Below are 13,598 nucleotides of genomic sequence, written 5' to 3' on the forward strand. Positions count from 1 at the left end.
GGTGGGAGCGCTCCCATTTACTGGGGATCGACGATACGTCGATGGAACAGTCGGAGCTTGGTCGACGAGTCGCCGGAGCGGCGGATCTTCTCAACCCGCCCTTCAGGGCCAGGCCCTGAGCTCATGGGATATCAAGCCACGAAGGCCATGCCCCGTCAAGGCATCGGACGGAGTTGGCGATGCGAAACCTGAACTCCCGTGGGAGCGCTCCCCTTTTGGGCATGCTGCACGGTCGCCCGCCGCACCCGTAGCGTGGAGACGGCGGTCGCCGCCCGGCGACCGGACGGAAGGAGCGGCGGTGACGGAGTCCTTCGACCGCAGCGGGACGGGCAGCAGCAAGTGGGCCCGGGCCGGCCGGGGCCGGATCGCCCTCGGCCTCGCCGACATGGACCTCCCCGGCCCCGCCGCGATCGGCGCCGCCCTGGCGGAGCGGGCCCGCCACCCGGCGTTCGGCTACACCGTGGCCGATCCGGACGGCCCGCGCCTGGTCGCCGACTGGTACCGCCGGCGGCACGGCGCGGCCGTCGACCCGGCGTGGGTGCTCTGCCTGCCCTGCGGTCCGCGCACCGCGATGCGGCTGCTGCTGGACGCCGCCGCGCCGCTCGTCCGCGGCCGCACCGCCGTCGCGGCGGCGCCGGAGTGGGGCGGCTTCGCCGGGCTCTGCGCGGCGGCCGGGCTGCCCTTCGCCGCCGTCCCGTCCGGCCGCGCCGACGACCCGTCCGGGCTGCCCGTCGACCGCTTCGCCGCGCAGCGCCCCGGGGTGCTGCTGGTCAGCAGTCCGCACAACCCGACCGGGCGGCTGCGCACGGCCGCCGAGGTGGGCGCGCTGGCCGCCCTCGCCGCCGCCGAGGGCGGCCTGCTGGTCTCGGACGAGGTGCACGGCGACCTCGTCCACCCCGACCACGGCCTGCCCCACCCCGTCGCGGTGGCCGTCGCCGATCCGGCCGCGGCCCGGCACACGGTAACCGTGGGATCGGTCGGCAAGACCTTCAACACCTCGGGCATCCCCAGCTGTTGGCTGCTGGTGCCGGATCCCGGCCTGCGCGACCGGGTCCGCGACCGGGCCGCCGCCCTCGGGGTGTGGGAGGGCGGACTGCTGGAGCAGATCGTCCAGCGCGCCGCCCTGGCCGAGGGCGGCGACTGGCTGGACGGGCTGCTGCGGCACCTCGTCGCCGCCCGGGGCCTCGCCCTGGCGGCGCTCGGCCCGGCCGTGCTCGCCCGCCCCCAGGCCTCGTACCTGCTGTGGCTGGACGGGGCCGCCCTCGGTCTGCCACCCGAACGGGCGAGAGAGCAGGCGATGACGGAGCGTGACGTCGAACTGGCGGACGGGGCGGACTTCGGAGCGTCCCGGCCGGGGCTGCTCCGGCTCAACTACGCCCTGCCGCTGCCGGTACTGGAGCGCGCGCTGCACCGGCTGGCATGCGCCTGACCTGCGTTGAGCGGCGGCGATGTTTGCCGCGTAGCAGACTGAGCAGGAAATACCGGGCCGCAACCGCGTACCGAGGGATGGTGAGTCCGGTGATACCCGTCCGTCCGCAGCGCAGCACCGAAGGAATCGATCAGACACCCAGCGTGACGCCGCTGACCGAGGCGTCCGCCGAGACCCATCTGGCCGGAATCTGCTTCAAGATCGGGCCACCCGCCCTGGTCGGGGTGGAGGCCGAGTGGTTCGTCCACGACAGCCGATGTCCCGAGCAGCCGGTCCACCCCGCCCGCACCGCGGCCGCCCTGGCGGCCCTGCCCGAGGACCACGACGGCCCGCTCTTCCCGGCGGGCTCCCGCTTCACCCGCGAACCCGGCGGCCAGGTCGAGCTCAGCTCCCGGCCCGCCGACTCCCCCGCCGCCTGCGCCGCCGACCTGCTGCGCGACCAGGCCGCCCTGCGCACCGCACTCGCCGGGCAGGGTCTGCGGCTCACCGGCAGCGGCACCGACCCGCTCGGCCGGACCCGCCGGATGCAGGCCGAACACCCCCGCTACCGGGCGATGCAGACCTTCTTCGACCGCGCCGGGCCCTGGGGCCGGATCATGATGACCGGCACCGCCTCCGTCCAGGTCTGCGTGGACGCCGGCACCGAGGCCGCCGTGGCCCGCCGCTGGCGGCTCGTCCACCGGCTCGGCCCGGTGCTGGTCGCCGCGTTCGCCAACTCCCCGCTGCTGGACGGCCGGCCGACCGGATTCCGGTCCAGCCGCCAGGTGGTGTGGTCCCGGATGGACCCGACCCGCACCCTCGCGCCGCCGCCCGACGGCGACCCGCGCGAGGCCTGGGCCCGGTACGTGCTGGACGCCGAGGTGCTGTGCGTGCGGCGGCCCGAGGGCCGGCCCTGGACGGCGCCGCCCGGCCTCACCTTCCGGCAGTGGCTGCGCGGCGCCGGCGAGCGGCCCGCGACCCTCGCCGACCTCGAGTACCACCGCACCACGCTCTTCCCGCCCGTCCGGCCGCGCGGCCACCTGGAACTGCGCATGATCGACGCCCAGCCCGGCGACGGCTGGCTCGTGCCGCTCGCCCTGGTCACCGCGCTGCTCGACGACCCGGAGGCGACCGACGCCGCGCTCGCCGCGCTGGAGCCGCTCGGCCACGACCGGGCGCTGCCGCCCCCGCGCTGCAGCCTCTGGCGGCGGGCCGCCGCGCTCGCCACCACCGACCCCGAACTGCGGCAGGCCGCGCTCACCTGCTTCGCCGCCGCCGAACGGGCGCTCGCCCGCCGGCCCGACACCGCCGGGCTGCGCCGCGCCCTGGCCGAGTACGCCGACCGCTACCCCGCCCGGGGCCGCTGCCCGGCCGACGACCAGCTGGACGCCGTGCGCGCGGGCCGCCGCCCCGCCGTCGAGGAGGACGCACCGTGCTGAACGCCGACCGCACCGACCCGGCGACGCTCCGCGAGGCGATCGCCGCCGAGCTGCTGGCCGCCCGCGACCGCACCGCCGGGCTCACCGGCTGCGTGGACGACCACGACCTCACCGCCCAGCACTCCCCGCTGATGTCGCCGCTGGTCTGGGACCTCGCGCACATCGGCAACCAGGAGGAGCTGTGGCTGCTGCGCAACGTCGGCGGCCACGACCCGATGCATCCCGAGATCGACCCGCTCTACGACGCCTTCGAGCACCCGCGGGCCGAGCGGCCGAGCCTGCCGCTGCTGCCGCCCGAGGAGGCCCGGCGCTACGCGCACGAGGTCCGCGGCAGGGTCCTCGACCTGCTGGAGGCCAGCCCGCTGGAGGGCGCGCCGCTGCTGGACGCCGGCTTCGCCTTCGGCATGATCGCCCAGCACGAGCAGCAGCACGACGAGACCATGCTGATCACCCATCAGCTGCGGCAAGGCGCCGCCGTGCTGGCCGCCCCTCCCCCGCCGGCCGCCCCGGCCGACCGGCTGCCCGCCGAAGTCCTCGTCCCCGCGGGCCCGTTCACCATGGGCACCGACACCGAGCCGTGGGCACTGGACAACGAGCGGCCCGCGCACCGGGTGGACCTGCCCGCGTACTGGCTGGACACCGCGCCCGTCACCAACGCCGCCTACCTGGCCTTCGTCGAGGACGGCGGCTACCGGGAGCCGCGCTGGTGGACACCGGCCGGCTGGGAGCACCGGATGCAGGCCGGCCTGACCGCCCCGCTCTTCTGGAGCCGGGACGGCGGCCAGTGGCTGCGCCGCCGGTTCGGCACCGTCGAACCCGTCCCGCCGGACGAGCCGGTGCTGCACGTGAGCTGGTACGAGGCCGACGCGTACGCCCGCTGGGCCGGGCGGCGGCTGCCCACCGAGGCCGAGTGGGAGAAGGCCGCCCGCTTCGACCCGGCCTCCGGCCGCTCCCGGCGCTACCCGTGGGGGGACGGACCGCCCGCCGCCGAGCACGCCAACCTCGGCCAGCGGCACCTGCAGCCCGCCCCGGCCGGCAGCTACCCGGAGGGCACCGCCCCCTGCGGCGCCCGGCAGCTGATCGGCGACGTCTGGGAGTGGACGGCCAGCGACTTCCTGCCCTACCCGGGCTTCGCCCCGTGGCCGTACAAGGAGTACTCCGAGGTGTTCTTCGGCCCGGAGTACAAGGTGCTGCGCGGCGGCTCCTTCGCGGTGGCGCCGGTCGCCTGCCGCGGGACCTTCCGCAACTGGGACTACCCGGTCCGGCGGCAGATCTTCGCCGGGTTCCGCACCGCCCGCTCCGCCGGCGGCACGGAGGGCGCCTGATGTGTCGCCACCTCGCCTACCTCGGCGGTGAACTGCCGCTCGGCGCGTTGCTGTTCGACCCGCCGTACGGGCTCGTCCGGCAGTCCTGGGCGCCCCGGCGGCAGCGGTACGGCACGGTGAACGCCGACGGCTTCGGGATCGGCTGGTACGCGTCGGGCGACGAGCGGCCCGCCCGCTACCGCCGGACCGGGCCGATCTGGGCGGACGAGAACCTCGCCGACCTCGCCCGGGTGGTGCGCACCCGGGCCCTGCTGGCCGCCGTCCGCTCGGCCACCGCCGGCTGCGCGCCCGGCGAGGCCGCCGCCGCGCCGTTCGCCGCCGGGCGGCTGCTGTTCAGCCACAACGGCGCCCTGCCCGGCTGGCCGGAGCGGTACGGCCCGCTCGCCGCCACCCTGCCGCCGGCCGATCTGATGGCGCTGGAGGCGCGCAGCGACTCGGCCCTGCTGTGGGCGCTGCTGCTGGCCCGGCTGCGCACCGGCGCCGAGCTGGGCGAGGCGCTGGCCGACACCGTCCGGGAGGCCGCCAAGTACGGCGACGCCAGGCTCAACCTGCTCGTCACCGACGGGACCTCGATCGCCGCGACGGCCTGGGGCGACACGCTGTTCCACCGCTCCGGCCCGGGCGTGGTGGTCGCCTCGGAGCCGTACGACGACGGACCCGGCTGGACCGAGGTCCCCGACCGCACGCTGCTGCTCGCCGGACCGGCGGGCGTGGCGCTGCACCCCATCGACCGCGCCGAACCGGCGCCCGCCGCACAGGAGTCCGCCCGACCGGGGCGCACCGAGGAGGAGAGCGACCGGCCCGCACCCGCGGCCGGCCGCCCGATGCGAGAGGACGACTCGCCGTGAGCACCTTCGACCTGACCCGCCTGCTGCCCGCCGACCACTTCAGCCACGCGCTACGGCACGACGTGCAGCGGGGCCTGACCGCGAGTCCCAAGTGGCTGCCGCCGAAGTGGTTCTACGACGCGCGGGGCAGCGAGCTCTTCGAGGAGATCACCCGGCTGCCCGAGTACTACCCGACCCGGGCCGAGCGGGAGATCCTGACCGACCGGGCCGGCGAGATCGCCGCGCTCACCCGGGCCCGCACCCTGGTGGAGCTCGGGTCGGGCTCCTCGGAGAAGACCCGGCTGCTGCTGGACGCGCTGAACGGGATCGGCAGCCTGCGGGGGTACGTGCCGGTCGACGTCAGCGAGAGCGCGCTGGAGGCCGCGGGCAAGGCGCTGATCGCCGACTACCCGGGCACCGACGTGCACGCGGTGCTGTCCGACTTCACCCAGGGGCTCGGGCTGCCGCCCGGCGGCGGGCCGAGACTGGTGGCCTTCCTCGGCGGCACGCTCGGCAACTTCGTGCCCGCCGAGCGGGCCGGCTTCCTGCGCACCCTGCGGGCGGCCATGGAGCCGGGCGACGCGCTGCTGCTCGGTACCGACCTGGTGAAGGACCCGGCGGTGCTGGTCGCCGCGTACGACGACGCGGCCGGGGTCACGGCCGAGTTCAACAAGAACGTGCTGAACGTGCTCGACCGGGAGCTGGACGCCGACTTCGACCCGGACGCCTTCGAGCACGTGGCGTTCTGGGACGCCGAGCAGGAGTGGATCGAGATGCGGCTGCGCTCCGTCCGCGACCAGACGGTGAAGATCCCGGCGCTGGACCTGCCGGTGCACTTCGACGAGGGCGAGGAGCTGCGCACCGAGGTCTCGGCGAAGTTCCGGCGGGAGCGGGTGGCCCGGGAGCTGGCGGCGGCCGGCCTGCGGCTGACCCACTGGTGGACGGACGCCGAGGGCCGGTTCGGGCTGTCCCTCTCGGAGCCCGTCTGAGTCAGCTGAATCCTCATACTATTCAGCTCTTGAACGCTCGTCCGGAATGGTTTGCCCCAATGACCGGATAGTGCGTACATGTGATGAACGGGCCGGGGGTACGATCCTGACGCCTCTCTCAATGTCGAGTACACAGGAGTCAGTGATCGTGAGCGTCACCCAACAGCCCGTAGCGGCCCGCGCGCAGTCGCCGGACCGACTCGGCTTCGTGGTCTTCATCACGGCGGCGGCCGCGCTCGGCGGCTTCCTGTTCGGCTACGACAGCTCGGTGATCAACGGCGCCGTCTCCGGCATCCAGGCCCGGTTCGGGATCGGGGACGGCGTCACCGGGCTGATCGTCTCCTCGGCGCTGCTCGGCTCCGCGGTGGGCGCCGCCCTGGCCGGCCGGTTCGCCGACCGCTACGGCCGGATCCGGGTGATGAAGGCCGCCGCCGTGCTGTTCGCGCTCAGCGCCGTCGGCTCGATGCTGCCCTTCTCCGCCTGGGACCTCGCCGCCTGGCGCGTCCTCGGCGGCGCCGCGATCGGCATCGCCTCGGTGATCGCCCCGACCTACATCGCCGAGGTCGCCCCGACCCGCTACCGCGGCCGGCTCGCCTCCTTCCAGCAGGCCGCCATCGTGCTCGGCATCGCCGTCTCCCAGCTGGTGAACTGGCTGCTCGCCGAGGCCGCGGACGGCGACACCCGGGGCAGCCTGCTCGGCCTGGAGGCCTGGCAGTGGATGCTCGGCATCTGCGTGCTGCCGGCGGTGCTGTACTTCGTGATGTCGGCGATGATCCCGGAGTCCCCGCGCTTCCTGATCTCCGCCGGGCGGCTGGACGAGGCCCGCTCCGTGCTCCGCGAGGTCGAGGGCGAGGGGACGGACACCGAAGCCCGGATCGCCGAGATCCGCGGCCTGATCGCCTCCGACCACCGGCCGCGCTTCCGCGACCTGCTCGGCGGCCGGGCCGGGCTGCTGCCGATCGTCTGGGTCGGCATCGGCCTCTCGGTCTTCCAGCAGCTCGTCGGCATCAACGTGATCTTCTACTACTCGTCGATCCTCTGGCAGTCCGTCGGCATCGACCAGAGCAACTCGCTGATGATCAGCTTCATCGGCTCGGTGATCAACATCGCCGGTACCGTGATCGCCGTCCTGCTCGTCGACCGGATCGGCCGCAAGCCGCTCGCGCTGATCGGCTCGGCCGGCATGGCCGTCACCCTCGGCGCCGCCGCCTGGGCGTTCTCCTCCGCCACCGGCACCGGCGACGACGTCACCCTGCCCGACCTGCAGGGCACGGTGGCGCTGGTCTCGGCCAACCTGTTCGTGCTGTTCTTCGCGCTCTCCTGGGGCGTCGTCGTCTGGGTGATGCTCGGCGAGATGTTCCCCAACCGGATCCGTGCCGCCGCCCTGTCGGTCGCGGCCTCCGCACAGTGGCTGGCCAACTGGGCGATCACCGTGTCGTTCCCGGCGATGTCCCGGTGGAACCTCTCGGCCACCTACGCCCTGTACGCGGCCTTCGCGCTCGGCTCGATGGTCTTCGTGGCCCGCTTCATGAAGGAGACCAAGGGGATCCGCCTGGAGGACATGGGCTGATCCTCCGGGAGTCGAGGGGCGTCCGCGGGGTGCGGGCGCCCCTCCGCCGTGTCCGGCCGGCCGCGCCGGACGGAGGCGGGGCCGGGGGCGGGGGCGGGGCGGGGCGGGGCACCTTAGCGGCCGCCGCGGCGGGACGCGGCACAATCGCGCACTCTCCGCGCCCGGCCCGGCACATCCGGTACCCATGACGCCAGGGAGGGATGTGTCCTTGATCTTCCGCCGGATTCGCGCCACCCGCAGACCCGCCGCGGCCTGCCCCTACGCCCACCAGCACGCGCCCCAGCCGCCGGCCCCGCCGGCCGCGGCCGCACCGTCGCCGACCGGGGCGCTCGCGGGCGAGGCCGTCGCCTTCGTCCGCCAGTTCCACCGGGAGCAGCCGGGCACCGGCGACCCCGCCCCGCGGGTCCGCCAGGTGCTCGCCGAGATCGAACGGACCGGCGGCTACCGGCACACCGCCGAGGAACTCGCCTTCGGCGCCCGGCTGGCCTGGCGCAACGCCGCCCGCTGCATCGGCCGCCTCTACTGGCGCAGCCTCGTCGTCCGCGACCTGCGGCACGTCGACACCCCGGACGCGATGGCCGAGGAGTGCTTCGAGCACCTGCGGACGGCCACCAACGGCGGCCGGATCCGCCCGGTGGTCTCCGTCTTCGCCCCGGACCGGCCGGGGCGGCCCGCCCCGCGCATCCTCAACCAGCAGCTCGTCCGCTACGCCGGTCACCCCGACGGGGAGGGCGGCTGGACCGGCGACCCGGCCGGTGCCGCACTCGCCGCACTCGCCCGCGGGCTCGGCTGGAAGAGCGGCGAGGACCGGTTCGACGTGCTGCCGCTGATGATCCGGCACCGGCCCGGCGAGGAGCCGCGCTGGTACGAGCTGCCGGACGACGCGGTGCTGGAGGTGCCGCTGCGGCATCCCGACCACGCGTGGTTCGCCGGGCTCGGCCTGCGGTGGTACGCCGTGCCGGCGATCAGCGACATGACCCTGGAGATCGGCGGCGTCCGCTACCCGGCGGCCCCGTTCAACGGCTGGTACATGGGGACGGAGATCGGCGCCCGGAACCTGGCCGACGCCGACCGGTACGACATGCTCGGCGAGGTGGCCCGGCGGCTCGGCCTCGACACCGGGTCGGAGCGGAGCCTGTGGCGCGACCGGGCGCTCGTCGAACTGAACGTGGCGGTGCTGCACTCCTACGAGCGGGCCGGGGTCACCATGGCGGACCACCACACGGAGTCGGCGCGCTTCCTCGCGCACGTCGCGCGGGAACGGCGGCACGGGCGGCCCACACCGGCGGACTGGAGCTGGATCGTGCCGCCGGTCTCGGGCGGGCTGACGCCGGTGTACCACCGGTACTACGACCCGGTGGACCCGGACCTGCGGCCGGCCTTCCTGCCCGGCGACGCGGGGGCGCCCTGAGCGGCGGCGGGGAAAATCGCTGGCCGGAGTGCTGACGGGTGGTCACAATGCGCGGGTGGAACAGAGTGTGCAGCGCAGTGTGACGGCAGTGGTGACCTTCGAGGGCGAGACGCTGGGGGAGGTCGGGCCGTTCCCGGTGGACCATCCGCGGTGGCAGGAGGTCGGGCCGGTCGCGCGGGGGCTGGAACAGCGGCTCGGGGTGCCGGTGCTGGTGCTGCGCCTGGTGTCCGTGGCGGGCGGGGAGGCCGGACGCGGCGGGCACGTGGTGTACCACGCGGAGGCGCTGCGCCGGCCGGAGGCCGTGCTCGACGAGGGATCCGTCCGGCTGGAGGAGGACCCGCTGCGGGCCGTCTGGGCCACCGCGGAGGGCCTGCGGGCCGCCCTGGACTGGGCCGAGGAGGCGCTCCGTGCGTGCGGCCGCCCGGCGACCGGCCCCGCCGAGCAGGTGAAGAGCTGGAACCTCTCGGGTCTGGTCCGCATCCCCACGGCGGACGGGCCGGCCTGGCTGAAGACCACGCCGCCGTTCGGCACCGACGAGCACCGGCCGATCGCCCTGGTCGCCTCGCTCGACCCGGCCCTGGTGCCCGGCGTGATCGCCGCGGCGCCCGGCCGGCTGCTGCTGGAGCACGTGCCGGGCGAGGACTGCTGGGGGCTGCCCGAGGACGCCATGCTGGACGCGGTCGGGCGCACCGTCGCCGTCCAGGCCGGGCTGGCCGCGGCACTGGCCGCCGACCCGGCGGCGCACGGGCTGCGCGACCGCTCGCCGCGGCGGGTGCTGGAGCAGGCCAGGGAGCTGCTGCCCCGGCTGGACGACCTGTCGGCCGAGGAGCACGGGCGGGCCGGGGCACTGCTGGACGGCCTGCCCGCGGTGATCGACGCGTTGGACGCCTGCGGGCTGCCGCTCACCCTGGTGCACGGCGACTTCCACCCGGGCAACTACCGCTCGGACGGCAGCGCCACGGTGCTGGTCGACTTCTCGGACGCCTTCTTCGGGCATCCGGCCTTCGACGGGCTGCGGCCGCAGGACTTCCTGGGCGAGCAGCGCTGGGCGGACGTCCGGTCCGTCTGGGCCGCCGCCTGGTCGGCGGCGGCCCCCGGCTCGGACCCGCTGCGGGCGCTGGAGCTCGCGGCCCCGCTGGTGCACCTCGGCTACGCCGTCCGCTACCAGGAGTTCCTGGACGGGATCGAGCGCAGTGAACGGATCTACCACGAGGGCGACCCGGCCTCCGAGGTGCGGGCCGCACTGGCGGCGGCCGACGCCCTCAGTGTTCCGGGCCGTTGAGCAGCCGGCAGACGAAGTCCTCCTCGACCGCCCGCAGCTGCACGAGCAGCGCGGGCCGGGTGCTCCGGCTGATCTGCTCGGTGACGGAGACCGTCACCGAGCGGCGGCCGTCCGGGGTGGCGGCGGCGAACTGGGTGTAGCCGGCGGTGTTGCCGGTGTGGCCGTACACGACGCCGCAGCGGGTGGTGTAGCGGAAGAGCGCGAGCCCGGCCGCGTTGGTGCCGGGCCCGGCGGGCTCGGAGGCGCCGGGCACCCAGTCCGTCTGCTGCTGCCGGGTCGAGGGCTTCAGGAAGCCGTCGCCGCCGTAGGCGCGGATGAAGGCGGACAGGTCGGCGGGGGTGGAGACGATGCCGCCCGAGGCCCAGGCGCCCGAGGCGCCGAACAGCGTCGAGACGTCCTCCGGCGGGCCGGGCGGGACGACGTCGTAGCCGTGCAGGTAGGGCTCGGGCAGTTCGTAGCCGCGCGGCAGGGTCGTCTCGCGCAGGCCGAGCGGGCGGTTCACCAGGCGGGCGAGGAGCTCCTCGTACGGGCGGCCGGTCGCGGCCTCGGCCATCAGGGCGGCGGCGATGTTGTCCGAGTTGGAGTACCGGTACCGGGTGCCGGGGGCGAAGCCGAGCGGCTGGTCGAAGACGTAGTCCAGCAGGTGGTGCGGGTCGAAGACGTGGTGCGGATCGGCGGTGATGACGGCCCGGAAGGCGGCCGAGTCGCTGTAGTCGGGCAGGCCGCTGGTGTGCTGGAGCAGCTGGCGCAGCGTCACCGCGTGCCAGGCGGCGGGCAGGTCGGGCAGCCGTTCGCCGATGGTGTCGTCCAGGCCGAGGGCGCCGCGGTCCACCAGCCGCAGGGTGACGGCGCCGCTGAAGGCCTTGGCGGCGCTGGCGATCCGCATGTGGTCGGTGATGCGGGGCCGGCGGCCGGTGCCGACCTCGGCGGTGCCCGCGCGGTGGACCTCGGTGCGGTCGCCGTACCGCAGGACGGCGATGGCGCCGGGCGGGCCGCCGGGGGCGGTAACCAGCTCGCGCAGTGCGCGATCGAGCGACGGGCGGCCGCCGTCCTGGCCGCCGCCCTCGCCCTGACCGGCCTGCTGCCCGGCACCGCCCTGGCCGGCGGCCGGGGCGGCGGCCAGGACGGCGGCGGGGCGCAGGGGCCGGCGACGGGTTCGGGCCGGGTGGGGCGGTGGCTGCACGGTGGGCTCCGGGTGGGCGGACCGAGGGGACAGCAGCCAGTGATGACCGTCCGTCCGACCGGGCAAACGCATCCCGGGTGGCTGTGACCCGGAGGGGAGAACGAAACCCTTCGAACGGCTGCCACCGTACGGACCCGGGCGAGCCGGAGCGGCCGGGAGTACCGAGCCCGGACTGCGCAGTTCTCCCCGGCCTTCGGCCGGGAGGTGCCCCCACGCGCCCCTGGGTGGTTGCCCCTCTACGGCTTCGGGTCGGCGGCGGGGTGGCGCAGGGCGAGGCCGTCGAGGAGGGCGGCGAGGCCGGTTTCGAAGGCGCCCTCGTCGATCGCGCGGCGGTGTTCGGCGAGCAGGTGGGCCTCGCCGAGGTGCGGGTAGTCGGCGGCGTAGACGGCGGCGTCCTCGGGGAAGCCGCCGGCGAAGGAGCCGAGGGCGGAGCCGGTGATGAAGTAGCGCATCAGCGCGCCGATCCGGGTGGCCTGGCCGCGCGGCCAGCCGGCGTCGACCAGGCAGCCGAAGACGGCGTCGGCGAGGCGCAGCGCGTTGGGGCGGCGGCCGGGGCCCTGGGCGAGGACGGGGACGACGTTGGGGTGGGCGGCGAGCGCGGCGCGGTAGCTGCGGGCCCAGTCGCGCAGGGCGGTGCGCCAGTCCTCCGGCGCGTCGAACATCGACAGGTCGACCTCGCCCATCACGCTGTCGACGACGGCGTCGAGGAGGTCGTCCTTGGTGGCGAAGTGGTTGTAGAGGGAGGGCCCGCTGACCGAGAGCTCGGTGGCGAGGCGGCGGGTGGAGAGCGCGTCCAGGCCGTCGGCGTCGACCAGGGAGAGCGCGGCGGCGACGATCCGCTCGCGGCTGAGCAGCGGGGTGCGCGGGCGGGCCATGCGGTCGCGGCCTCCGATCGGGTGGGGTGTCGCACATTCTTGCAGGCGACCCTTCCGCGGGCGGCGCGGTGGGGCTACGCTCCCATTAAAACTTGCACTGCTAGTTTATGGAGCGTCCGCCGCCATGAATCTTGAGCTGTCCGAGGAGCAGGCCGCCGTCCGCGACCTCGCCGCGGCCTTCACCGACCGCGAGATCGTGCCGCACGCGGCCGCCTGGGACCGCGCCGAGTCGGTGGACCGCGGCATCGTCGGCAAGCTCGGCAAGCTCGGTTTCCTCGGTCTGACGATCCCCGAGGAGTACGGCGGCAGCGGCGGCGACCACCTGGCGTACTGCCTGGTGCTGGAGGAGCTCGGCCGCGGCGACTCCGCGGTGCGCGGCATCGTCTCCGTCTCGCTCGGCCTGGTCGGCAAGTCGATCGCCGGGTACGGCACCGAGGAGCAGAAGCGGTCCTGGCTGCCCCGGCTCACCTCCGGCGAGGCGCTCGGCTGCTTCGCCCTCACCGAGCCCGGCACCGGCTCCGACGCCGCGAACCTGACCACCCGGGCCGTCCGCGACGGCGGCGACTGGCTGATCACCGGCGGCAAGACCTTCATCACCAACGGCACCTGGGCCGAGGTCGCCCTGGTCTTCGCCCGCACCGGTGAGGAGGGCCACCGCGGCATCACCGCCTTCCTGGTGGAGACCGGCCTGCCCGGCTTCGAGCGGCGCACGATCCACGGCAAGCTCGGGCTGCGCGGGCAGGCCACCGCCGAGCTCGTCCTCGACGGCGTCCGGGTGCCCGACAGCGCCCGGCTCGGCGCCGAGGGCCAGGGCTTCCGGGTCGCGATGTCCGCGCTCGCCAAGGGCCGGATGTCGGTCGCGGCCGGCTGCGTCGGCATCGCCCGGGCCTGCCTGGAGGCCGCCGTGAAGTACGCCGGCGAGCGCGAGCAGTTCGGCAAGCCGATCGCCTCCCACCAGCTGGTGCAGGAGCTGCTCGCCGACATCGCCGTCGACGTCGAGGCGTCCCGGCTGCTCACCTGGAAGGTCGCCGACCTGATCGAGCGCGGCCTGCCCTTCGCCACCGAGTCCTCCACCGCCAAGCTGTACGCCAGCGAGGCGGCGGTGCGCGCCGCCAACAACGCCCTGCAGGTGTTCGGCGGCTACGGCTTCATCGACGAGTACCCCGTCGGCAAGTACCTGCGCGACGCGCGCGTCATGACCCTCTACGAGGGCACCAGCCAGATCCACAAGCTGCTGATCGGGCGATCCCTGACCGGCATCAACGCGTTCTAGAACCCACGAGAACAGG

11 protein-coding genes are annotated in these 13,598 nt (G+C 75.1%); 9 read left to right on the plus strand and 2 right to left on the minus strand.

From position 1 onward, the window contains the following. The first annotated feature begins 298 nt into the window (after nucleotides 1-298). From AB0O09_RS10655 to AB0O09_RS10690, 8 genes are all read left to right on the plus strand, one after another. Nucleotides 299-1,429 (plus strand): aminotransferase class I/II-fold pyridoxal phosphate-dependent enzyme, encoded by a 1,131-nt coding sequence (locus AB0O09_RS10655; protein ID WP_363541159.1) that lies wholly within the window; start codon nucleotides 299-301, stop codon nucleotides 1,427-1,429. 143 nt (nucleotides 1,430-1,572) lie between these two features. Then, nucleotides 1,573-2,847, plus strand: coding sequence for an ergothioneine biosynthesis glutamate--cysteine ligase EgtA (gene egtA / locus AB0O09_RS10660; protein ID WP_363541160.1), 1,275 nt, complete (start codon nucleotides 1,573-1,575; stop codon nucleotides 2,845-2,847). Further along, a complete protein-coding gene (egtB, locus tag AB0O09_RS10665) occupies nucleotides 2,841-4,172 on the plus strand; it encodes an ergothioneine biosynthesis protein EgtB (protein WP_363541161.1) in 1,332 nt (443 codons plus the stop codon). The genes egtA and egtB overlap by 7 nt, the downstream gene beginning before the upstream one ends. Continuing rightward, the gene (egtC, locus tag AB0O09_RS10670; protein WP_363541162.1) at nucleotides 4,172-5,020 is read left to right on the plus strand and encodes an ergothioneine biosynthesis protein EgtC; all 849 of its coding nucleotides are present in this window, start codon (nucleotides 4,172-4,174) and stop codon (nucleotides 5,018-5,020) included. The genes egtB and egtC overlap by 1 nt, the downstream gene beginning before the upstream one ends. Continuing rightward, nucleotides 5,017-5,988, plus strand: coding sequence for an L-histidine N(alpha)-methyltransferase (egtD, locus tag AB0O09_RS10675; protein WP_363541163.1), 972 nt, complete (start codon nucleotides 5,017-5,019; stop codon nucleotides 5,986-5,988). The genes egtC and egtD overlap by 4 nt, the downstream gene beginning before the upstream one ends. Before the next feature lie 121 nt (nucleotides 5,989-6,109). Further along, a complete protein-coding gene (locus tag AB0O09_RS10680) occupies nucleotides 6,110-7,558 on the plus strand; it encodes a sugar porter family MFS transporter (protein WP_363541164.1) in 1,449 nt (482 codons plus the stop codon). Nucleotides 7,559-7,760: 202 nt separating this feature from the next. Continuing rightward, the gene (locus AB0O09_RS10685) at nucleotides 7,761-8,969 is read left to right on the plus strand and encodes a nitric oxide synthase oxygenase (protein ID WP_363541165.1); all 1,209 of its coding nucleotides are present in this window, start codon (nucleotides 7,761-7,763) and stop codon (nucleotides 8,967-8,969) included. A 55-nt stretch (nucleotides 8,970-9,024) separates the two neighbouring features. Beyond that, nucleotides 9,025-10,251, plus strand: coding sequence for an aminoglycoside phosphotransferase family protein (locus AB0O09_RS10690; RefSeq protein ID WP_363541166.1), 1,227 nt, complete (start codon nucleotides 9,025-9,027; stop codon nucleotides 10,249-10,251). Here the strand turns inward: AB0O09_RS10690 and AB0O09_RS10695 are convergent. Further along, entirely contained in the window at nucleotides 10,232-11,434 is a 1,203-nt protein-coding gene (locus AB0O09_RS10695) for a serine hydrolase domain-containing protein (RefSeq protein WP_363541167.1), read from the minus strand. The genes AB0O09_RS10690 and AB0O09_RS10695 overlap by 20 nt on opposite strands. A gap of 236 nt (nucleotides 11,435-11,670) precedes the next feature. Beyond that, nucleotides 11,671-12,309 carry a TetR/AcrR family transcriptional regulator C-terminal domain-containing protein gene (locus AB0O09_RS10700; protein ID WP_363541168.1) on the minus strand — a complete coding sequence of 213 codons (639 nt, stop codon included), beginning with the start codon at nucleotides 12,307-12,309 and terminating at the stop codon, nucleotides 11,671-11,673. 124 nt (nucleotides 12,310-12,433) lie between these two features. On the opposite strand from AB0O09_RS10700, the gene AB0O09_RS10705 reads away from it, so the two are divergent. Continuing rightward, the gene (locus tag AB0O09_RS10705) at nucleotides 12,434-13,582 is read left to right on the plus strand and encodes an acyl-CoA dehydrogenase family protein (protein ID WP_363541169.1); all 1,149 of its coding nucleotides are present in this window, start codon (nucleotides 12,434-12,436) and stop codon (nucleotides 13,580-13,582) included. The last annotated feature ends 16 nt before the right edge of the window (nucleotides 13,583-13,598 follow it).

The organism is Kitasatospora sp. NPDC093679, from assembly GCF_040683455.1.
In the GTDB taxonomy this organism is placed as follows: domain Bacteria; phylum Actinomycetota; class Actinomycetes; order Streptomycetales; family Streptomycetaceae; genus Kitasatospora; species Kitasatospora arboriphila.

Bases quoted from the DNA above. Each gene is read 5' to 3' on its own strand.
- egtC (WP_363541162.1), top strand. From the start codon at position 4,172: ATGTGTCGCCACCTCGCCTACCTCGGCGGTGAACTGCCGCTCGGCGCG.
- AB0O09_RS10680 (WP_363541164.1), top strand. From the start codon at position 6,110: ATGTCGAGTACACAGGAGTCAGTGATCGTGAGCGTCACCCAACAGCCC.
- AB0O09_RS10700 (WP_363541168.1), bottom strand. From the start codon at position 12,309: ATGGCCCGCCCGCGCACCCCGCTGCTCAGCCGCGAGCGGATCGTCGCC.
- AB0O09_RS10705 (WP_363541169.1), top strand. From the start codon at position 12,434: ATGAATCTTGAGCTGTCCGAGGAGCAGGCCGCCGTCCGCGACCTCGCC.